The sequence below is a fragment of the Micromonospora sp. HM134 genome, assembly GCF_007833915.1.
Lineage (GTDB): Bacteria > Actinomycetota > Actinomycetes > Mycobacteriales > Micromonosporaceae > Micromonospora > Micromonospora wenchangensis.
The window spans coordinates 5,491,820-5,512,570 of the sequence record NZ_CP041061.1 but is presented as its reverse complement, the minus strand read 5'-3'; the positions used below and the strand labels follow the sequence as shown (position 1 = coordinate 5,512,570).

Annotated in this window: 22 protein-coding genes; 18 read left to right on the top strand and 4 right to left on the bottom strand. The window is 75.1% G+C overall.

Annotated features, from left to right (window positions below):
• The first annotated feature begins 46 nt into the window (after positions 1-46).
• The 4 genes from lspA (at position 47) to FJK98_RS23700 (ending at position 5,449) form a co-directional block, all read left to right on the top strand.
• The gene (lspA, locus tag FJK98_RS23715; protein WP_145920973.1) at positions 47-700 is read left to right on the top strand and encodes a signal peptidase II; all 654 of its coding nucleotides are present in this window, start codon (positions 47-49) and stop codon (positions 698-700) included.
• On the top strand, positions 697-1,638 hold the full coding sequence (locus FJK98_RS23710; protein WP_145920972.1) for an RluA family pseudouridine synthase: 942 nt from the start codon (positions 697-699) through the stop codon (positions 1,636-1,638). Before lspA ends, FJK98_RS23710 begins: the two co-directional genes overlap by 4 nt.
• Before the next feature lie 1,253 nt (positions 1,639-2,891).
• Complete coding sequence (locus tag FJK98_RS23705) at positions 2,892-4,511, top strand: AAA family ATPase (protein ID WP_145922956.1); 1,620 nt, start codon at positions 2,892-2,894, stop codon at positions 4,509-4,511.
• Positions 4,512-4,567: 56 nt separating this feature from the next.
• A complete protein-coding gene (locus FJK98_RS23700) occupies positions 4,568-5,449 on the top strand; it encodes a DUF2567 domain-containing protein (protein ID WP_145920971.1) in 882 nt (293 codons plus the stop codon).
• Here the strand turns inward: FJK98_RS23700 and FJK98_RS23695 are convergent.
• Positions 5,364-6,062, bottom strand: a complete 699-nt coding sequence (locus FJK98_RS23695; protein ID WP_145920970.1) for an LON peptidase substrate-binding domain-containing protein — start codon at positions 6,060-6,062, stop codon at positions 5,364-5,366. The two genes, FJK98_RS23700 and FJK98_RS23695, sit on opposite strands and share 86 nt — an antisense overlap.
• 106 nt (positions 6,063-6,168) lie before the next feature.
• Between FJK98_RS23695 and hisD the strand changes: the two genes are divergently transcribed.
• The 12 genes from hisD (at position 6,169) to hisF (ending at position 14,563) form a co-directional block, all read left to right on the top strand.
• Positions 6,169-7,491 (top strand): histidinol dehydrogenase, encoded by a 1,323-nt coding sequence (hisD, locus tag FJK98_RS23690; protein ID WP_145920969.1) that lies wholly within the window; start codon positions 6,169-6,171, stop codon positions 7,489-7,491.
• Positions 7,488-8,561, top strand: coding sequence for a histidinol-phosphate transaminase (locus FJK98_RS23685; protein WP_145920968.1), 1,074 nt, complete (start codon positions 7,488-7,490; stop codon positions 8,559-8,561). The genes hisD and FJK98_RS23685 overlap by 4 nt, the downstream gene beginning before the upstream one ends.
• A complete protein-coding gene (gene hisB, locus FJK98_RS23680) occupies positions 8,558-9,169 on the top strand; it encodes an imidazoleglycerol-phosphate dehydratase HisB (protein ID WP_145920967.1) in 612 nt (203 codons plus the stop codon). The genes FJK98_RS23685 and hisB overlap by 4 nt, the downstream gene beginning before the upstream one ends.
• Before the next feature lie 31 nt (positions 9,170-9,200).
• Positions 9,201-9,371, top strand: a complete 171-nt coding sequence (locus FJK98_RS33350; protein ID WP_168222542.1) for a hypothetical protein — start codon at positions 9,201-9,203, stop codon at positions 9,369-9,371.
• Positions 9,371-10,018 carry an imidazole glycerol phosphate synthase subunit HisH gene (hisH, locus tag FJK98_RS23675; protein ID WP_145920966.1) on the top strand — a complete coding sequence of 216 codons (648 nt, stop codon included), beginning with the start codon at positions 9,371-9,373 and terminating at the stop codon, positions 10,016-10,018. The genes FJK98_RS33350 and hisH overlap by 1 nt, the downstream gene beginning before the upstream one ends.
• 42 nt (positions 10,019-10,060) lie before the next feature.
• Positions 10,061-10,384: a hypothetical protein gene (locus FJK98_RS23670; protein WP_145920965.1), complete on the top strand. Its 324-nt coding sequence runs from the start codon at positions 10,061-10,063 to the stop codon at positions 10,382-10,384.
• Positions 10,385-10,400: 16 nt separating this feature from the next.
• Complete coding sequence (gene priA, locus FJK98_RS23665; RefSeq protein WP_145920964.1) at positions 10,401-11,129, top strand: bifunctional 1-(5-phosphoribosyl)-5-((5-phosphoribosylamino)methylideneamino)imidazole-4-carboxamide isomerase/phosphoribosylanthranilate isomerase PriA; 729 nt, start codon at positions 10,401-10,403, stop codon at positions 11,127-11,129.
• A complete protein-coding gene (locus FJK98_RS23660) occupies positions 11,126-11,542 on the top strand; it encodes a RidA family protein (RefSeq protein WP_145920963.1) in 417 nt (138 codons plus the stop codon). The genes priA and FJK98_RS23660 overlap by 4 nt, the downstream gene beginning before the upstream one ends.
• A 165-nt stretch (positions 11,543-11,707) precedes the next feature.
• Positions 11,708-12,154, top strand: coding sequence for a MarR family winged helix-turn-helix transcriptional regulator (locus FJK98_RS23655; protein WP_145920962.1), 447 nt, complete (start codon positions 11,708-11,710; stop codon positions 12,152-12,154).
• A gap of 5 nt (positions 12,155-12,159) precedes the next feature.
• Positions 12,160-12,591: an organic hydroperoxide resistance protein gene (locus FJK98_RS23650; protein WP_145922955.1), complete on the top strand. Its 432-nt coding sequence runs from the start codon at positions 12,160-12,162 to the stop codon at positions 12,589-12,591.
• 47 nt (positions 12,592-12,638) lie between these two features.
• Positions 12,639-13,637: an NADP-dependent oxidoreductase gene (locus tag FJK98_RS23645; RefSeq protein WP_145920961.1), complete on the top strand. Its 999-nt coding sequence runs from the start codon at positions 12,639-12,641 to the stop codon at positions 13,635-13,637.
• Positions 13,638-13,795: 158 nt separating this feature from the next.
• Positions 13,796-14,563, top strand: coding sequence for an imidazole glycerol phosphate synthase subunit HisF (gene hisF, locus FJK98_RS23640; RefSeq protein WP_145920960.1), 768 nt, complete (start codon positions 13,796-13,798; stop codon positions 14,561-14,563).
• Positions 14,564-14,617: 54 nt separating this feature from the next.
• Here hisF and FJK98_RS23635 read toward each other — a convergent pair whose 3' ends face one another.
• Positions 14,618-15,076: a hypothetical protein gene (locus FJK98_RS23635; protein WP_145920959.1), complete on the bottom strand. Its 459-nt coding sequence runs from the start codon at positions 15,074-15,076 to the stop codon at positions 14,618-14,620.
• Positions 15,077-15,133: 57 nt separating this feature from the next.
• The gene (locus FJK98_RS23630; RefSeq protein ID WP_240762300.1) at positions 15,134-15,844 is read right to left on the bottom strand and encodes a hypothetical protein; all 711 of its coding nucleotides are present in this window, start codon (positions 15,842-15,844) and stop codon (positions 15,134-15,136) included.
• 58 nt (positions 15,845-15,902) lie between these two features.
• Between FJK98_RS23630 and FJK98_RS23625 the strand changes: the two genes are divergently transcribed.
• Positions 15,903-17,363 carry a PLP-dependent aminotransferase family protein gene (locus FJK98_RS23625; protein WP_145920958.1) on the top strand — a complete coding sequence of 487 codons (1,461 nt, stop codon included), beginning with the start codon at positions 15,903-15,905 and terminating at the stop codon, positions 17,361-17,363.
• A gap of 152 nt (positions 17,364-17,515) precedes the next feature.
• Positions 17,516-18,820, top strand: a complete 1,305-nt coding sequence (locus FJK98_RS23620) for a low temperature requirement protein A (protein ID WP_145920957.1) — start codon at positions 17,516-17,518, stop codon at positions 18,818-18,820.
• A gap of 58 nt (positions 18,821-18,878) precedes the next feature.
• On the opposite strand, the gene FJK98_RS23615 is transcribed toward FJK98_RS23620, so the two are convergent.
• Positions 18,879-20,705 carry a long-chain fatty acid--CoA ligase gene (locus tag FJK98_RS23615; RefSeq protein ID WP_145920956.1) on the bottom strand — a complete coding sequence of 609 codons (1,827 nt, stop codon included), beginning with the start codon at positions 20,703-20,705 and terminating at the stop codon, positions 18,879-18,881.
• Between the last annotated feature and the right edge of the window lie 46 nt (positions 20,706-20,751).

Here is a 20,751-nt window from a genome sequence, read left to right as displayed (position 1 = left end):
CGCGAGACGGCGGACCTGCGTCGTCGGGACAGTCGATGGGGAGTCGATGACCACAGCACCGACCGCCGGACCCGGCACCACCGAGCCGGCCGGCCGTACGCCCCGCCGCAGGGCGGTCGTGCTCCTCGTCGGCATCGCGCTGCTCGCGCTGCTGACGGATCTGCTCACCAAGCACCTCGCCCTGCAACTGCTCGACGACCGCCCGCCGGTCCGCCTGCTCGGCGGGGCGGTCTACCTCACCCTGACCCGCAACAGCGGCGCGGCGTGGAGCATCGGCGCCGACCACACCTGGGTGTTCCCGCTGATCACCATCGGGGTGGTCGGCTGGATCACCTGGATGGCGCTGCGGCTGCGCTCGCTGCCCTGGGCGGTCTCGCTGGGGCTGGTGCTGGGCGGGGCGCTGGGCAACCTCACCGACCGGATCTTCCGCGCGCCCGGCCACTTCGTCGGGCACGTGGTGGACATGGTCAGCCTCTTCGACCCGTACGGCCAGGTCTGGCCGGTGTTCAACCTGGCCGACAGCTGCCTGGTCTCCGGGGTGCTGCTGGCCGTGCTGCTGGAGCTGACCGGCCGGCAACGCGACGGGCGGCGGATCGGGGCCAAGGGCGACGCCGCCGCCCCGGCGACGACCGGGCCGCCCGCCGGGCCGGTGCCCGCCGAGACCGCGCCGACCGACGCCGAACCCCGGGAGCGGGCATGACCTCCACCGCCACCGGTGGCGACCACCGGTCCCTGCCCGTCCCGGACGGCCTCGACGGCATGCGGCTCGACCAGGCGGTGTCCCGGCTGTTCGGGCTCTCCCGCACCGCCGCCGCCGCGCTCGTCGACGCCGGGGACGCCCTCGTCGACGGCGCGGCCCGGCAGAACTCGCACAAGGTACGGGCCGGATCCTGGCTGGAGGTGACGCTGCCCGCCCCGGTCGCGCCGCCGACCGTGGTCCCGCAGGCCGTCCCCGGGCTGACCGTGGTCTACGCCGACGACGACATCGTCGTGGTGGACAAGCCGGTCGGGGTGGCCGCCCACCCCAGCCCCGGCTGGACCGGCCCGACCGTCATCGGCGGCCTGGCCGCGATCGGGCACCGGATCTCCACCAGCGGGGCCGCCGAGCGGCAGGGCGTGGTGCACCGCCTCGACGTGGGCACCACCGGGATCATGGCGGTGGCCAAGAGCGAGCAGGCGTACACCGCGCTCAAGCGGGCGTTCAAGTACCGCGAGGTGGAGAAGCGCTACCACGCCGTGGTCCAGGGGCACCCCGACCCGTCACGCGGCACCATCGACGCCCCGATCGACAGGCACCCGCACCACGACTACCGCTGGGCGGTGGTCTCCGACGGCAAGCCGAGCATCACCCACTACGACACGATCGAGGCGTTCCCGGCGGCCAGCCTGCTCGACGTCCGGCTGGAGACGGGGCGTACCCACCAGATCCGGGTGCACTTCTCGACCCTGCGGCACCCCTGCGTCGGCGACCTCACCTACGGCGCCGACCCGACCCTGTCGGCCCGGCTCGAACTGCGCCGGCAGTGGCTGCACGCCAGGTCGTTGACCTTCGCCCACCCGCGCACCGGCGACGACGTGACCTTCGTCAGCGAGTACCCGGACGACCTGGCCCGCGCGCTGACGATCCTGCGCGACTGACCGTGCGGCACGACCCGTCGGGCGACCCCGGGGTGGACGGCGACGACGCCCCGGCGACCGGCGACCCGGCTGCGGTCGCGTCCCGGCCGGCCCGGTGGCTGGTCACCGCGGCGGTGTTCGCCGTCGGCGCGGTGCTGCTCGCCGTCGGCTGGTCGGCCCGCCGGCCGGCACCCGTCGGTGACCGTACGGTCGGGCAGGTGACCCGGGTCGGGGTGCTGCCCGGGGATTCGCTGCCCGGCTACGTCACCGCCGCCGGGGCCGAACTCGCCGGGCTGACCGCCGGGGCGTACGCGCTGGTGAGCTTCGACGGGTACGTCCCGCCGGACCGGCTGCCGGCGCTGCTGGCCGGCGTCGAGGTCACGGCGGTGGTGGTCCGGGTGCCGCTGCCCGCCCGGCAGACCGAGGTGGTCCGGCTGCCGGCGCAACTGCTGCCGCAGGACGTCACCGCCGGCATGGCCGGCCTCGCCGACCGCAAGGACCGGGAGGCCGCCGACCAGCGCACCCGGGCCGCCGCCAGCACCGACCCGACCACCCGCCGGGGGTACGAGACCGGGGCGCAGGTCGCCGCGCGGGAGGCGGCCGGCTATCGGTCGGCGTGCGCCTGCGTCTACGCGGCGGTGGTCCGGGCCGAGCCGCCCGCCCTGCGCGCCACGGCCGGGCGGGACGGGGTCCGCGCGGTCGACCCGGCCCCGGAGGTGACCCGGCTGGACCGGACGGTCTTCCTGCCGCCGCTGCCGGAGCAGCGGGACGTGGCCCGGCCCCCGCCGACACCGCCCCACCACCCGCCTGACCGCTCCCGCCGCCCGGACCCAGGTCGCCCGCCTGACCCGCTCCGGCCGGGCCGCCGGTCCGGTACACCCCTGCACCCGGGGCCGCCGGCCGGCCCGGTCGGGACGGCTGCGGACCCGGGCAGGACGGCTGCCGGACCCGCCCGGGACGTCCCGCCGGAGCGGGTGGACGTCCCGTCGACCGGCCCGGACGTCCGGTGGCGGGTCCCGGCGGCGGGTACGGCGATGGGCGATTCGTCGGAAGGAGCACCCGGTGTGATCGCCCCGGTACGGTCGCCGACCGGGGCGGGGCCGGGCCGGCCGCTGCCGACCCCGCTCCCACCTCCCCGGACTCCCGTCGCGGTGCGTCGCCCGTCCGATCGCGGTAAGTATTGTCCCCGGGAGATGTGTGCAGACCGGTGTGGTCCGAATAGGGTTTCGTTCGTAGCCTGTCAGGCGGAGATCGACGGCGCGGGAGGGCGAGCCTTGGACGGCACCGAGACCGGCTGGGGCCGGTCGGCCGAACCGGCACCGCGATGGCGGACGCTCTTCGAGCGCGCCCGCCTCGGTGGACGCGCCGCCGAACCGGCGGAGCCGGACCGCCGTGGCGAGGACGCGCCCCGGGAGCCGCTGCCCGGCCGGGTGCCCGGTGGCGGCTGGTCCGGCCGGGGGTCGGCCGCCGTGCCGCCACCGCCCGACCCGGGCTACCGACCCGATCCCGGTCACGGCCCCGATCCGGGCTACCGCGCCGGCGCCAGCTACCGGGTGGACCCGGGCCACCGGGCCGACCCGGGCTATCCCGTCGACCAGGGTTACCGGGCCGAGCCGGGCTATCCGGCCGATCCCGGCTACCGTGCGCCCGGCGGCTACCCGGCCGATCCCGGCTACCTGCCGGAGCCGGCCCGGCCGCCGGAGCCGCCGGTCGTCCCGTCCCGCTACGCGCTGCTCGACAGCGGCTACCGGGCCGAGCCGCCGCCCCCCGAGTCCCGGTACGCGCTGCTCGACAACGGCTACCGCTCGCCCGGCTACGCGCCCCCGGAGCCGACGTACCAGCCGCCGCAACCCGCGTATCCCGAGCCGGCGGCGTATCCCGAGCCCGGATACCCGGCGACGCCGACGTACCAGCCGGAGCCGGTCTACCAGCCCGAGCCGACCTACCAGCCGGAGCCGACGTACCAACCCGAGCCGACGTACCAGCCGGAGCCGGCGGCGTACCCGCCGGCGGTGACCGCCGACCGGGGCTACCCGGCCCGGATCGAGCCGGCCCGCATCGAGTGGCGGCAGCAGGGCCCCCAGGACGAGCAGGAGCGGGCCGCCGGCATCCTCCGCCGCGACCTGGGCACCCCCCGGGTGCTCGCGTTCGCCAACCCCAAGGGCGGGGTGCACAAGACCACCGCCACGGTGCTCGCCGCCGCCACCGTCGGCAGCGTCCGGGGCCGGGGGGTGCTCGCCTGGGACGACAACGAGCTGCGCGGCACCCTCGGCCTGCGCGCCGGCAGCGCCCGGCACGCCCGGACGATCCGGCACCTGATCAGCGACCTGGCGCACATCGAGATCCGGGACGGCGCGGAGCTGCTGGAGTCCCTCGACGACTACCTGCGGCACGCCTCCGACGGCTCGTACGACGTGCTGGCCGGGGAGGAGAGCCCCCGGTTCGCCCAGCGGCTCGACCAGTTCACCGTCAAGCGGGTGCTGGAGCTGCTGCGCCGCACCCACGACGTGGTCTGCGTGGACACCGGCAACAACGTGGAGAGCCCCAACTGGCGGACCGTCATGCACGCCGCCGACCAGCTCGTGGTGACCACCGTGCCCCGCGAGGACGCCGCGTTCAGCGCCGACTGGATGCTCGACCTGCTGCACGAGGAGGGCATGGGCGAGCTGGCCGACAACGCGGTCACCCTGATCTCCTGCCCGACCCCCGGCCGGTCGACCCTCCAGGACGACCTGGAGCGGCACTTCGCCACCCGTACCCGGGCCGTCGCCGTGGTGCCGTACGACCCGGTGCTGGAGACCGGCTCTTCGATCGAGTACCACCAGCTCCAGGCGGAGACCCGGGCCGCGTGGCTGCGGGCCGCGTCGGTGATGCTGGAACCGTTCGCCCGGTGAGGGGTGGTACGGGCTCCGCCGCCCCGCCGTACCGCTCCGCCTGAGAGGATCATCGGGTGAGCCCGGACACCCCCGATCCGCACCGCCCCGCCGACACCCCGGCGGGCGCCGCGCCCACCCCGCACGCCGCCCCCACCGGTGCGCCGGCCGACGGGTTGCCCGCCGACGGGCCACCGGCCGGGCAGGGGTACGACCCGGGCGGGTCGTACCTGCCGTGGCCGCCGCCGTCCGGCTGGCCGACGCAGCCGGGGGAGCCGCGACCCCGGCACACCCGGGCGGTGGCGGCCGGCCTGGTGCTGGGCCTGACCGGGCTGGGGGTGCCGCTGGGGTTGCTCTGGGCCGCGCTGGCCCCGGACACCCCGGTGCTCAAGACCGCCGAGGGCGCCGTCTACGCCCAACCCCAGCCGGAGCAGCCGATCGCCGCCGACGGCTGGTTCAGCCTGCTCGGGCTCGGTTTCGGGGTGCTCGCCGCGATCGCGGTGTGGACGCTGCTGCGCCGCCGACGCGGGCCGGTGAACCTGGTCGCGGTGACCGTCGGCGCGCTCGGCACCGCCCTGGTCGCCTGGCAGGTGGGCCGCCGGATCGGGCTGGACGGCTACCAGCGGCTGCTCGACACAGCCCCCGCCGGTACGTCCTTCGACAAGCCGGCCGACCTGCGGGCCGGGGGCATCGACCGGCTCTTCGGCGTGCTGCCCGTGCCGTACGGCAACCTGCTGCTGGCCGCGTTCGCCGCCGCCGTCACGTACACCCTGCTGGCCGGCTGGTCGCGGTGGCCGTCGCTGCGCCCGGAGCCGGAGCCCGGCGGACCCGGCTGGCCGGACGCCCCCGGTGCCGTCGGCGGGGCCGGCGGGGTCAGTTGGGGGTCGGCGGGGACGCCAGCTCCGACAGCGGCACCGGAACCGCCCGCACCTGGCGCAGCAGGGCCGACTCGCGGTTGAGCAGCCGCAGCTCGGCGCGGAGCCGGGCGGCGGTGTCGTCGATGGCGAGCAGCCGTTGCCGGTCGGCCAGGGTCAGCACGGCGGTGGCCGCCACCAGGTGCGACAGCACCGTCGGGTCCTCCGGGAGCTGCTCGGACAGCTCCTGCGGGTCGTCCCGGATCAGGCCCAGGTACTGCCGGAACACCGCGATCACCCGGGCCGCCAGCAGCTCGGCGGCCTCGTCCGGGCCGGTCGGCTCGGGCAGCCACTCGACGTCGGCGGTCAGGTAGGGGGCGGCCTCCCGGTCGACCCCGGCGACCCGGAACCGCCGCCGGCCCACCGTGACGATGTCGAAGCCACCGTCGTCCAGCTCGGTGACCTGACGCAGCTCGGCGGTGCAGCCGACCTCGTGCAGGGTCACGTCGCCGCCGCCCGGGGTGGCCCGGCCCGCGCCCGGGGCGACCTCCCAGCCGGAGCGGATGGCCAGCACACCGAACTCGCGGGGCACCCCCTCGGGTCGCCCGACCAGGTCCCGCACCAGGTGGCGGTACCGCTCCTCGAAGATGTGCAACGGCAGCACCAGACCCGGGAAGAGCACCGTTGCGAGGGGAAACACCGGCAGCCGTGCGGTCACGCGTCCGAGCGTAGCCCGATCCGGCGCGGTCGGCGTGTCCCGGCTCACCGTCCCGCGGTACGGGCGGCGCGGGTCGCCCTCCGGGCCGCCGCCTAGACTCGGGGGCGTGTTGAAACGGATCGACCTGCGCGGCGGGGTTTCCGACCCGCGTCGCCTGCTGCCCCGTGCCCAGCTCGACGTCTCCGTGGCGGTCGAGCGGATCCGCCCGCTCGTCGAGGCGGTCCGGGACCACGGGTACCCGGCGATCCGGGAGGCCAGCGAGCGGTTCGACGGCGTCTGCCCGCCGGTGCTGCGGGTCCCGACCGAGGCGATCGCCGAGGCCGAGGGGGTGCTCGACCCCGACGTGCGGGCCGCGCTGCTGGAGTCGATCGCCCGCGCCCGCCGGGTGCACGACGACCAGCGGCGCACCGACCACACCACCCAGGTCGTGCCGGGCGGCACGGTCACCGAGCGCTGGGTGCCGGTCGACCGGGTCGGCCTCTACGTCCCCGGCGGGCTGGCGATGTACCCGTCGACCGTGGTGATGAACGTGGTGCCGGCCCAGGCGGCCGGGGTCCGTTCGCTGGTGGTGGTCAGCCCGCCGCAGCAGGACAACGGCGGCCTTCCCGATGCCCGGGTGCTGGCCGCCTGCGCGCTGCTCGGCGTCGACGAGGTGTACGCCGTCGGCGGCGCCCAGGCCGTCGCCATGCTGGCGTACGGGTCGACCGTCGACGCCGCGGGCACCCGGCGCTGCGCGCCGGTCGACATGATCACCGGGCCGGGCAACATCTGGGTGACCGCCGCCAAGCGGCTGCTGCGCGGCGTGGTCGGCATCGACGCCGAGGCCGGCCCGACCGAGATCGCCGTCCTGGCCGACGACACCGCCGACCCGGCGCACGTCGCCGCCGACCTGATCAGCCAGGCCGAGCACGACCCGTTGGCGGCCAGCGTGCTGGTCACCCCGTCGGTCGAGCTGGCCGACGCGGTCGACCGGGAGCTGGCCCGGCAGGTGCCGGCGACCAAGCACGCCGAGCGGGTCGGCACCGCGCTCGGCGGGGAGCAGAGCGGCGTCGTGCTGGTCGACGACCTGGCCGACGGGCTGCGGGTGGTCGACGCGTACGCCGCCGAGCACCTGGAGATCCAGACCCGCGACGCCCGCGACTGGGCGCTGCGGGTCCGCAACGCCGGGGCGATCTTCGTGGGGCCGTGGGCGCCGGTGTCGCTCGGCGACTACTGCGCCGGCTCCAACCACGTGCTGCCCACCGGGGGCTGCGCCCGGCACTCGTCGGGGCTGTCCGTGCAGTCCTTCCTGCGCGGGGTGCACCTGGTGGAGTACACCCGCGAGGCGCTGCGGGACGTCGCGCCGCACGTGGTGACCCTGGCCACCGTGGAGGACCTGCCGGCGCACGGGCAGGCGGTCGCGGTGCGGTTCGCCGGGGAGGCGTCGTGACCACCCTGGACGACCTGCCGATCCGCGACGACCTGCGGGGCCGGTCGCCGTACGGGGCGCCGCAGCTCGACGTGGCGGTCCGGTTGAACACCAACGAGAACTCCTACCCCGTGCCCGAGCCGGTGGTGGAGGCGATCGGCAAGGCGCTCGCCGCCGAGCTGCGCGACCTCAACCGCTACCCGGACCGCGAGGCGCTGGCGCTGCGCGCCGACCTGGCCGGCTACCTGGGGCACGGGATCACCGCCGACCAGGTGTGGGCGGCCAACGGCTCCAACGAGATCCAGCAGCAGCTGCTCCAGGCGTTCGGCGGGCCGGGACGCAGCGCGTTGGGCTTCGTGCCGGCGTACTCGATGCACCCGTTGCTGGCCCTGGGCACCGGCACCCGGTGGGTGCCGGCGCAGCGGGGGGTGGATTTCGGGCTGACCGCCGACGAGGCGGTCGCCGAGGTCCGGGCGCACCGCCCCGACGTGGTCTTCCTCTGCTCGCCGAACAACCCGACCGGCACCGCGCTCGACCCGGCGGTGGTCGCCGCCGTCCTCGACGTCGCCCCCGGCATGGTGGTCCTCGACGAGGCGTACGCCGAGTTCGCCCGGCCCGGCACGGCCAGCGCCCTGACCCTGCTCCCCGGGCACCCGCGGCTGGTGGTGACCCGGACGATGAGCAAGGCGTTCGGCTTCGCCGGCGGCCGGCTGGGCTACCTGGCCGCCGACCCGGCGGTGGTGGCGGCGGTGCAGCTCGTCCGGCTGCCCTACCACCTCTCGGCGCTCACCCAGGCCGCCGCCCGCGCGGCGCTGGCCCACCGCGACGTCCTGCTCGGCACCGTCGACGCGATCAAGGAACAGCGGGACCGGATCGTGACGACCCTGCGGGCCCGGGGGCACCGGGTGGCCGACAGCGACGCCAACTTCGTGCTGTTCGCCGTCGGCGACGACCAGTCGGCGGCCTGGCGGACCCTGCTCGACGCCGGGGTGCTGGTGCGCGACGTGGGCCTGCCCGGCTGGCTGCGGGTCACCGCCGGCACCCCCGCCGAGACCGACGCCTTCCTCACCGCGATGGAGAAACTGTCATGAGTCGCACCGCCCGGGTGGAGCGGATCACCAAGGAGACCAAGGTCCTCGTCGAGATCGACCTCGACGGCACCGGCCGGGCCGAGATCAGCACCGGGGTCGGTTTCTACGACCACATGCTCCACCAGATCGCCCGGCACGGCGGCTTCGACCTGACCGTGCGCACCGTCGGTGACCTGGAGATCGACGCCCACCACACGATGGAGGACACCGCGCTGGCCCTGGGCGCCGCGTTCGACCAGGCGCTGGGGGACAAGGCCGGCATCCGGCGGTACGGCTCGGCCACCGTCCCGATGGACGAGGTGCTCGTCCGGGCCGCCGTCGACCTGTCCGGCCGCCCGTACGTGGTGCACGACGAGCCGGCGCTGTCGCCGTACATCGGGCCGGTCTACCCGACCAGCATGACCCGGCACATCTGGGAGTCCTTCGGCCAGGCGGCCCGGGTCACCCTGCACGTGGACGTGCTGCGCTCGGCCCGGCCGGGCGGCCACCCGGACGCGCACCACGTGGTGGAGGCCCAGTTCAAGGCGGTCTCCCGGGCGCTGCGGGAGGCCACCGCGCTCGACCCGCGCAGCGCCGGTGTGGTGCCCAGCACCAAGGGCGCGCTGTGAGCGGCCCGGCCCGGGGCGGAGGGCGGCGCTGATGGGCCCGGTGCTGCCGACCCTGCTGCTGATCCTCGCCGGCATCCTGGTCGGTGGGGCCTGGTCGTTGTACCGGCAGGACGCGCCGCGCGGTGCGATCGTGGTCACCGGGCTGCTCGCCGTGCTGGCCACCGTCGGCGGGGTGCTCTGGCTGCTACCCGGGGAGGGCTGATGGGCGGGCACGTCGCCGGCGCGGGCAAGCGGATCGTGGTGCTCGACTACGGCTCGGGCAACCTGCGTTCGGCCGAGCGGGCGCTGGCCCACGCCGGGGCGGACGTGACCGTCACCGCCGACCTGACCGCCGCCGCCGGGGCCGACGGCCTGGTGGTGCCGGGTGTCGGCGCGTACGCGGCCTGCATGGCCGGGATCGAGGCGCTGGGCGCCGGCCCGGTGATCGCCGAACGGGTCGCCGCCGGTCGCCCGGTGCTCGGCATCTGCGTCGGCATGCAGGTGCTCTTCGCGCACGGCGACGAGCACGGCGTGGTGACCAAGGGGCTGGGTCTGCTGCCGGGTGGGGTGACCCGGCTGCCCGCCGACCGGCTGCCGCACATGGGCTGGAACACCGTCGCCCCGCCGGACGGGTCGGTGCTGTTCGCCGGGCTGCCCGCCGAGAGCCGGTTCTATTTCGTGCACTCCTACGGGGTGCTCGACCGGGCGGCGCTGGACGAGGTGGGCGCCCGGGTGACCACCGCCCGCCACGGCGGCGACTTCGTCGCGGCGGTGGAGTGGGGTCCGCTGTCGGCCGCCCAGTTCCACCCGGAGAAGTCGGCCGAGACGGGTGCGGTGCTGCTGCGCAACTGGCTGGCCACGGTTGACTGAGATCCGGGGCGGCGCGTCCGGCCGGACCGGGTCGGGTGCGCGGTGAGCAAGGAGCGGGCCCGTCGGCGGGCCGTCCGGGAGGCGCAGGCCGCCCGCGACCGGGTCGTACGACAGCGCAAGCTGGCCCGTCGGCAGCGCCGCCGCGCCCTGGTCCGCCGGGTCACCCCGCAGTGGCGGCGCGGCCGGACGGGCCGGCTGGCCCGGCGTACCCGGGGCGAGCGGGCCGCCATCGTCGGGCTGACCGCGGCGGCGCTGGCGCTGATCTGGGTGTTCGTCGACGATCTCGCGCTGCGGGTGGCGCTGGTCGTGCTGTTGCTTCTGGTCCTGCCGGCGATCGTGGTGATCGCCCTGGACCGTCGGATCTGAACGAGGAGTAGGAAACGTGAGCCTGACCCTGTTGCCCGCCGTGGACGTCGCCGACGGCCAGGCCGTCCGGCTGGTGCAGGGCGCCGCCGGCAGCGAGACCGCCTACGGCGACCCGCTCGACGCGGCGTTGGCCTGGCAGAACGACGGCGCGGAGTGGATCCACCTGGTCGACCTGGACGCCGCGTTCGGCCGGGGCTCCAACGCCGCCCTGCTGGCCGAGGTGGTCGGCAAGCTGGACGTGCGGGTGGAGTTGTCCGGTGGCATCCGCGACGACGCGTCGCTGCGCGCCGCGCTGGGCACCGGGGCGGCGCGGGTGAACATCGGCACCGCCGCGTTGGAGGACCCGCAGTGGTGTGACCGGATCTGCGCCGAGTACGGCGACCGGGTGGCGATCGGCCTGGACGTGCGGGGTCGTACCCTCTCGGCGCGGGGCTGGACCCGCGACGGCGGTGACCTGTGGGAGGTGCTGGCCCGGCTGGACGCCGCCGGCGCGTCCCGGTACGTGGTGACCGACATCACCAAGGACGGCACGATGCGCGGGCCGAACCTGGACCTGCTGCGGGAGGTGTGTGCCCGTACCGACGCCCCGGTGATCGCCTCGGGCGGCGTGTCGACCCTGGACGACCTGCGGGCCCTGGCGACTTTGGAGGAGGCCGGCGTGGAGGGTGTGATCGCCGGCAAGGCGCTGTACGCGGGCGCGTTCACGGTGGCCGAGGCGTTGGCGACGCTGCGGGCCGCGGGGTGACCGACGCGGCCGGGCCGGACGACGGCACCGTCACCCGGCTCGGCTCGGGCGGCCCGTGGGAGGCCCGGTACGGCTACTCCCGGGTGGTCCGGGCCGGCCGCTCGGCCTGGACGTCGGGCTGCACGTCGACGGTCGACGGGGTGGTGACGCACGTGGGTGACGCGGCGGCGCAGACCGCCCAGGCGTTGCGGATCGGCCTGTCCGCGCTGGCCGAGGTGGGTGCGGGTCCCACCGACGTGGTGCGGACCCGGATGTACGTGACCGACCGGCTCTTCGTCGACGAGGTGGGCCGGGCGCACCAGGCGGTCTTCGGCGCGGTCCGGCCGGCCGCCACGATGGTCGTCGTGGCGGGCCTGCTCGATCCGGACCATCTGGTTGAGATCGAGTTGGAGGCGCATCTTCCGCCGTCCTGACCGGCGCGCCGGGTCGGCCCAATCCGGCCCGCCGGCCCAATCCGGCCCGCCGGCCCGGTCCCGGCCCGCCGGCCCGGTCCCGGCCGGTCGGTCGGGTCGGGAGACGGCTGTCACTCCCGGCCCAGATAAGTTGTGCACAATTGAATTGCGGGCTACCTTTGCCGGGTGAGTGACCATCTGGTGTTGCGCGACCAGGTCTGCTTCGCGCTCTACGCGGCCTCCCGGGCGCTCACCGACGTGTACCGGCCCATCCTCGACGAGTTCGGGCTCACCTATCCGCAGTACCTGGTGCTGCTGGTGCTCTGGGAGCGCGGCGACGACCCGCCCACGGTCTCCGAGCTGGGCGCCGCGCTCCGGCTCGACTCCGGCACCCTCTCCCCGCTGCTCAAGCGGCTGGCGGCGGCGGGCCTGGTGGTCCGCACCCGTTCGGCGCACGACGAGCGACGGGTGGAGGTGGGGCTGACCGCCGAGGGCGCGGCCCTGCGCCAGCGGATGACCGACGTGCCGCTGCGGGTGGCCTGTTCCACCGGCCTCGACGAAGCCGAGCTGGTCGCGTTGCGCGACACCCTCACCCGGGTCACCGAGACGATCCACCGACAGAAGGAGCAGTGATCCCCATGCAGGTGCTCTACACCGCCTCCGCGACGGCCACCGGCGACGGGCGCGACGGCCACGTCCGCACCTCCGACTCCACCGTCGACCTGGACCTGGCCGTGCCGAAGGAGATGGGCGGCGCCGGTGGCGCGGCCAACCCCGAGCAGCTCTTCGCCGCCGGCTACGCGGCCTGCTTCCACTCCGCGCTGCGCGTGGTCGCCCGCCGGGCCAAGGCCGACGTCACCGGCTCGGTCGTCGAGGCCGAGGTCGGCATCGGCGCGAACGGCAGCGGCGGCTTCGGACTGGCCGTCACCCTGGTGGTGGACCTGCCGGCCGTCGAGCGCGCCGCCGCCGGGCAGCTCGTCGAGGCCGCCCACCAGGTCTGCCCCTACTCCAACGCCACCCGGGGCAACATCGAGGTGACCCTCACCGTGCGCGAGGCCGCTGCGGCCTGACCGCCGCACCAGGGCCACCACCATCGGGTACGAGAGGACGACACCGTATGAGCAGCAACCGTGAGATCCACCTGGCCTCCCGCCCGCAGGGCTGGCCGACCGCCGACAACTTCCGCCTGGTCGATACCGGGGTGCCCACCCCCGGGCCGGGGCAGATCGTGGTCCGCAACCAGTTCATCTCGGTCGACCCGTACATGCGGGGCCGGATGAATGACGTCAAGTCCTACGTGCCGCCGTTCGCCCTCGACGCGCCGCTCGACGGCGGCGCGGTCGGCGAGGTGGTGGCCGGCGGCGGCGACGGGATCAGCGTCGGCGACACCGTGCTGCACGGGCTCGGCTGGCGCGAGTACGCGCTGCTCGACGCCGGGTCCGCCCGCCGGGTCGACCCGGACCTCGCCCCGGTCACCGCCTACCTGAGCGTGCTCGGGATGACCGGGCTGACCGCGTACGCCGGGCTGCTCGACGTGGCGGCGATGCGGCCGGGGGAGACGGTCTTCGTCTCCGGCGCGGCCGGCGCGGTGGGCAGCATGGTCGGCCAGATCGCCAAGCTGCGGGGCGCCGGCCGGGTGGTCGGCAGCGCCGGCTCGCCGGCCAAGGTGGCCCGGTTGACGGAGCTCGGCTTCGACGCCGCCTTCGACTACCACGACGGCCCGGTACGCGACGCGCTGAAGGCCGCCGCCCCGGACGGGATCGACGTCTACTTCGACAACGTGGGCGGCGAGCACCTGGAGGCGGCGATCGGGGCGATGAACCTGCACGGCCGGGCCGCCATCTGCGGGATGATCGCCCAGTACAACGCGGCCGAGCCGCCGGCCGCGCCGCGCAACCTGGCGCTGGTCATCGGCAAGCGGCTCACCCTGCGCGGCTTCCTGGTCGGCGACCACGGTGGCCTGCGCGAGCAGTTCGTCACCGAGGTCGGCGGCTGGCTGCGCGAGGGGCGGCTCTCCTACGACGAGACGATCGTCGACGGCATCGAGAACGCCCCCGAGGCGTTCCTCGGCCTCCTGCGCGGCGAGAACCTCGGCAAAATGCTCGTCCGCATCTGACCCCCCGCCCCCCTCGCCGACAGCGGTGATCAAGAGGTTTGCGTCACCCTTCGAGATCGAACTGACGCAAACCTCTTGATCACCGGGGGCAGGGCCGGGCGGGGCAGGGCCGGGCGGGGTGGGGCCGGCGGGGTGGGGGCGTTGGATAGGCTCGGCGCATGACGGTGGCGGTGCGGGTGATCCCGTGTCTGGACGTGGACGCCGGTCGGGTGGTCAAGGGGGTCAACTTCCTCGACCTGCGCGACGCCGGTGACCCGGTGGAGTTGGCGGCGGCGTACGACCGGGCCGGCGCGGACGAGTTGACCTTCCTGGACGTCACCGCCTCCGCAAGCGACCGGGGCACCATGCTCGACGTGGTGCGCCGCACCGCCGAGTCGGTCTTCATCCCGCTCACCGTCGGCGGCGGGGTACGCCAGGTCGCCGACGTGGACACCCTGCTGCGCGCCGGGGCCGACAAGGTGGGGGTGAACACCGCCGCCATCGCCCGTCCCGGGCTGATCGCCGAGATCGCCGACCGGTTCGGCCGGCAGGTGCTGGTGCTCTCGCTGGACGTCCGGCGGGCCCCCGCCGGGACCACCCCCAGCGGTTTCGAGGTGACCACCCACGGGGGCCGCCGGGGCACCGGGCTCGACGCGGTCGAGTGGGCGGCGCGCGGGGCCGAGCTGGGCGCGGGGGAGATCCTGCTCAACTCGATGGACGCCGACGGCACCAAGGCCGGCTTCGACCTGACCCTGATCGAGGCGGTCCGCGCGGTGGTCGACGTGCCGGTGATCGCCAGCGGCGGCGCCGGCCGGGTGGCGCACTTCCCGCCCGCGATCGGCGCGGGTGCCGATGCGGTGCTGGCCGCCAGCGTCTTCCACTTCGGCGAGCTGACCGTCGGCGAGGTCAAGGACGCCCTGCGCGACGCGGGTCACCCCGTGCGCTGACCTGTGGCCGTGCGGGCCACCCCCGGGTGCGCCGACCCGCGCCCGGGCGGGCGGTCAGCGCCCGCTCTGCCCCTCGGGCGAGCGGCGGGGGGCCGGGATCGAGCGGACCACGTACTCCTGTACGGCGGCGGCGTGCTCCTCCTCGGCCAGTTGCCAGTCCGCGCTGCCCGGGGCGTGCCGCCGGACGAGCACCCCCTGCATGCTGTCGACCGTGCCACCCACCCCGGCCCGGGGCCGGGTACGCCAGAGCTGCTCACCGTCCGGGGTGATCCGGAACCAGCCGTCGGAGACGGTGACCAGCCCCGCGCCGACCAGCCGCCGGACCGCTGTCTCCACGTCCTGCCGTTCGGGTATCGCCTGGTTGAGGTGGTCGGCGGTGGACAGCACGTCGGTGAGCCGTACCCCCTCCGGGCGGCGGGAATCCGCCGCCCGCCGGTGCCGCCCGGCCCCGCTGGCGATCACCAGTGACACGAAGATCCAGGCGTCCGTCCAGCGCCACGCGTTCTCCCCCATGCACGAATGATGCCCGTAGGTGTCCGTTGAGGAAACACCTACTTTCCCCCTGTCCTGTCAGCGCAGCTCAGCGTGCTCGGTTCCGGACGCAGCGCCGCGCGGCGGGGTGGACACCGATGCCGGGGCGCCGGTTCGCGGGGCGGTGGGGGTCGCCGCCGGCGGATCGGGGAGGGCGAAACGGGGGATGAAGAACTGGGCCAGCGGGCCGATGCCGAGCGCGTACGCGACGGTGCCGACGCCGACCGTGCCGCCGAGCAGCCATCCCAGGGCCAGCACGGTGACCTCGATCACGGTGCGGACGAGCCGGACCGAGCGGCCCGGCCGGCGGGCGACGTACCCGGTCATCAGGCCGTCGCGGGGGCCGGGGCCGAGCCGGGCGCCGAGGTAGAGGCCGGTGGCGGCGCCGTTGGCGACGATGCCGCCGAGCAGCAGGGCGATCCGGGCGGGCAGCGGCCACCCGGCCGGCAGCAGGGCCACCGTGGCGTCGACCACCAGCCCGATCACCACCACGTTGCTCACCGTGCCGAGCCCGGGGCGTTGCCGCAGCGGAATCCAGAGCAGCAGCACCACCGCGCCGACCGCGATGGTCACGGTGCCGAACGACAGGCCGGTCTGCCGGGACAACCCCTGGTGGAAGACGTCCCACGGGTCCAGGCCGAGCCCGGAACGGATCATCATGGCCATGCTGACCCCGTAGAGGACCAGCCCGGCGTAGAGCTGGGTGAGCCGTCGGCCGGGCCGGTGCCGGAGATTGCCAATCGGAGCCATGCATGCCACCCTAGGGTCCAATATCGCCCACTGAAGAGCCAATTCCGAAGGGGTGGCCGTGACCAGCCAGGTGCGAGGGGTCCAATTGGCGCGGTTGCTCGGGCAGTGGCACGCCCTGCCCGGTCGACGCCGCAGCCCCGACTACGCCGCGCTCGCCGCCGCCGTCCGGGGACTGCTCGCCGACGGCCGGCTCCCCCTGGGGGTACGCCTCCCGGCCGAACGGGAGCTGGCCGAGGCGCTGCGGATCAGCCGTACCACGGTCACCGCCGCGTACCGGCAGTTGCGGGAGACCGGCCACCTGGCCAGCCGGCGCGGCGCGGGGAGCTGGACCATGCTGCCCGGCACCCACCGGGTCGCCAGCACCGGCCTGTGGACCCCGCTGGACGACCGCGACATGATCGATCTCGGGGTGGCCGCGCTGGCCGCCCCGCCCGAACTGGTCCCGGCCGCCCGGGCCGCCGTGGAGGACCTGCCCCGGTACCTGTCCGGCGCGGGTTACCACCCCACCGGCATCATCGAACTGCGCGAGGCGGTCGCCCGGACGTACACCGAGCGGGGGCTGCCCACCAGCGCCGAGCAGATCATGGTGACCAGCGGCACCCAGCACGCGTTGGACCTGGTGCTGCGGCTGGCCCTGGTGCCCGGCGGGAACGTCCTGGTCGAATCGCCCACCTATCCGAACGCGCTCGCCGCGCTGGCCGCCCGGCGGGCCCGGATCACCACCCACGGCCTCGCCGTCGACGGGATCGGGTGGGATGCCGACCTGCTGCTGGGCAGCGTCCGGCAGACCCGGCCCAAACTGGCCTACCTGATCCCCGAGTTCCACAACCCGACCGGGCACCTGATGGCCGCCGAGCTGCGGGAACGGCTGGTCGCCACCGCCCACGCCGCCGGCACCGACCTGGTCGTCGACGAGTCCTTCGTGGACCTGCCGCTGGACGGCACGCCGCTGCCCCCGCCGATGGCCGTGTTCGACAGGCACTCCCGGGTGATCTCCATCGGCGGGATGAGCAAGCCGTACTGGGGTGGGCTGCGGATCGGCTGGGTCCGCGCCTCCGCCCCGCAGGTGCAGCGGCTCGCCGCCGCCCGGGTCGGGGTGGACATGGCCAGCCCGGTGCTCGACCAACTGGTGGCGGTGCACCTGCTCGCCCAGGCCCCGGCCATCGTCGCGGCCCGCCGGGCACAACTGGTCACCCAGCGCGACGCGCTGCTCGCCGTGCTCGCCGAACGGCTGCCGGACTGGCGCTTCGACGTGCCCCGGGGCGGCGTCACGCTCTGGGTCGAGCTGGACGGCCCGATCTCCAGCGCGCTGGCCCGCGCGGCCGAGGAGGTCGGCGTACGGCTGGCGCCCGGTCCCCGGTTCGGCCTGGACGGCACCCTGGAACGGTTCCTGCGGCTGCCCTTCACGCTGCCCGTCGCCGACCTGGTGGAGGCGGTCGGCCGGCTGGCCGCGATCCGCTACGACCTCGACCGTGGTGCGGGCCGGCCGCGCTGGCGGGAACCGGCAGTCATCGCCTGAGCCGGTCGCCCGCGACGGTCCCCGGTCGGGCCGCGACGGTCCCGCCCCGCTCGGGCGGGCCCCGCAGCGCCGGGCGGCCCGTCGCCCACGGCCGCGTCGCCGGTCGGGGCGAACCGCCCTGACCGGGCGGTCCCGGCTGGGAGACTGCCGGTGTGGGCGGCCCGGGATGGTGGCACGGGGTCCGGCCCGGTGCGCCCGGCTCCCGGACCACCCGGCTGGAACTCTTCTACGACCTGGTCTTCGTCTTCGCGTTCTTCACCGTCACCGCGCTGACCTCGCAGGAGCCCACCGGCACCAACCTGCTGCGCTGTCTGCTGGTGCTGGGCCTGCTGTGGTGGTGCTGGACCGGGTTCGCCGGCCTGGGCAACGCGGTCCGCGCCGACCAGGGGCCGCTGCCGCTGCTCGGCTTCCTCACCGTCACCGCCACCTTCCTGCTGGCGCTGAGCATGCCGGGGGCGTTCGTCGACGAGCCGGGCGGGCTGAACGGCCCACTGGTCTTCGCCGGCTGCTACTTCCTCGTCCGGGCCTGCCAGCTGGGGGTATTCGGGGTGCTGGCCCGGGGCGACCCGGCCCGGTGGCGGCAGTGGACCCGGCTCGCGCTGCTGCCGGTGGCCGCCACGGCGCTGCTGGTCGCCTCCGCGCTGCTGCCCCACCGGGTCGCCGCGGACGGCACCGCGACCGCCCTGCAACTCACCCTCTGGACGCTGGCCCTGCTCCTGGAGTACGTGGCCGGGGTACGCCTCGGCGGAGCCTACTGGGCGGTGCTCTCCGCCGGGCACTGGGCCGAACGGCACGCCCTGATGGTGCTGATCGCGCTCGGCGAGTCGATCATCGCGCTCGGTGTCGGCCCGAAGTTCGTCACCGGCCTGCCGCTGACCTGGCCGGTGGTGATCGCCGCGGTGCTCGGCATTGCCATCGCGTCGGTGCTGTGGTGGGCCTACTTCGACACCCTGGCGCTCGCCCTGGAGCAGGCGTTGCACCGCAGCCGCGACCCGGTGCGCCGGGCCCGGTTGGCCCGCGACGCCTACACCTACCTGCACCTGCCGATCATCGCCGGCGTGATCTTCTTCGCCCTCGGCCTCAAGGACCTGCTGGCCGAGGTGGCCGACCCGGACACCCCGCACTGGGGGCTGCCGTTGGGTGGCTTCTGGGTCCTGGTGCTCTACGGCGGGGTGGGCCTCTACCTGCTCAGCCTCGTCGCCTGCGAGCTGCGGGCGACCCGGGTGCTGCGCTGGCCGCCGGTGCTGGCGGTGCTGGCCCTGGCGGTGCTCGCCCCGGCCGGGGCCCGGGTGCCCGAGGTGGGTGCGCTGGCCCTGCTGGCGCTGGTCTGCGTGGCGCTGGCCGCGGTGCAGACCCGCACCCAGGGCCGGCGTCGGCGACGGGTGCGCGAGCTGGCCCTGGCACAGGAGGAGGCCGTCGAGGAGGCGCAGAGCCGGTGGCGGCACGACCACCTGTGACCGGCCGGCGGCCGTGTCCCGGGACGGGGGGACACGGACACCGGCCGGTCGGCGGGGGTCAGATCTCGGCCAGGCTGCCCTCGTACATCCGGTCGATCTCGGCGGCGAAGTTGCTCTCCACCCCGCGTCGCTTGATCTTCAGCGAGGGGGTCATCTCGCCGTCCTCGATGGTCAGGTCGCGGGGCAGGACGGTCACCTTCTTGATCGTCTCCCAGCGGTTGAGCTTGGTGTTGAGCTGGGCGACGTGCTCCTCGACCATGGCGCGGGCCTCGGGCGAGGCGACGATCTCGGCGTAGTCGCGCCCCTGAAGCGGGCCGCCCGCCGCCCAGCCCCGGATCGCGTCCGGGTCCAGGCTGACCAGCATGGTGCAGTAGTTGCGGGCCTGGCCGATCACGATCGCCTGCGAGGTGTACGGGCAGATCGCCTTGAACATGCCCTCGATGTGCGACGGCGCGACGTACTTGCCGCCGGAGGTCTTGACCAGGTCCTTCTTCCGGTCGGTGATGCGCAGGTAGCCGTCGTCGTCGAGGCTGCCGATGTCACCGGTACGGAAGAAGCCGTCCTCGGTGAACGCGGCGGCCGTCTCCTCGGGCAGGTTGTGGTAGCCGCGCATCACCGGCCGGCCGCGTACGAGGATCTCCCCGTCGGTGTCGATCCGGCACTCCAGGTCGCCCATCGCCCGGCCGACCGTGCCGATCCGCAGCCCGTCGGGCGGGTTGACGAAGTTGCCGGCGCTGGTCTCGGTCAGGCCGTACCCCTCGGAGATGGGCAGGTTGGCCGCGGCGAAGAAGGTGGCGATCTCGGCGCTCAGCGGGGCCGCGCCCGAGACGAGCACCCTGATCCGGCCGCCGAGGCGGGCCTGGAGCTTGCTGAACACCAGCTTCTCGGCCACCGCGTAACGCAGCTTCAGGCCACCGGGCACCGGCCGGCCGGCCTGCTCCAGGGCGACCTTCTGCTTGCCCACCGCGACCCCCCAGGCGAAGATCTTCGCCTTGGCGCCCCCGGCGTCCTGCGCGGTGGTGACCGCCTTGTTGTAGACCTTCTCGTAGACCCGGGGTGCCCCGCACATCAGCGTCGGCCGGATCACCCCGAGCATGTCGACGAGCTTGTCCACCCGGCCGTCGACGTAGGTGGGCAGGCCGACGTGCGTCGAGCCGCAGAGCAGCGTCTTGCCGAACGAGTGCGACAGCGGCAACCACAGGTACTGCACGTCGTCGTCGCGCAGCAGGCCCGTCTCGGCCTGCACCACCCCCTCCCAGCACCAGCCACCGTGCAGCAGCTCGACCCCCTTCGGCCGGCCGGTGGTGCCCGAGGTGTAGATCAGCGTGGCCACGTGCTCGGGGCCGACCGGGGCGATCAGCCGGTCCACCAGGCCCGGGTCGGCGGCGAGCGCCCGCGCGCCCTGCTCCTCCAGCTCGGCCAGGGTCAGCTGGGGCACGGCGGCGGTCGGGTCGGGGGTGCCGTCGAAGAGCACCACGTGGGTCAGCGCGGGCAGCTGCGCGCCGGCCAGCTTCGCCGCCTGGGCCGGGTTCTCGGCGAACAGCACCCGGGAGCCGGAGTCGGCGACGATGTACGTCGCGTCCTGCGGCTCGGTGGTGGGGTAGACGGTGGTGGTCGCGCCGCCCGCGCACATGATGCCGAAGTCGGCGATGATCCAGTCCAGTCGGGTGTTGGCCAGGATCGCCACCGGGTCCTCCAGCCCGACCCCGAGCCCGTGCAGGCCGGCGGCGACCGCGTCGGCCCGCCGGCCGACCTGCTCCCAGGTCAACCAGACCGGCCCCGAGTCGTCCGCCGCCGGGTGGGCGAAGGCGCGTTGGTCGGGGGTGGCGGCCACCCGCTTGCGGAACATGTCGGGGATGGAACGGTATGGGACATCGAGAGCCATCGAGGTTGCCGCCTTCGGGGGTGGGTGACGTGACGGGGGTCACGTC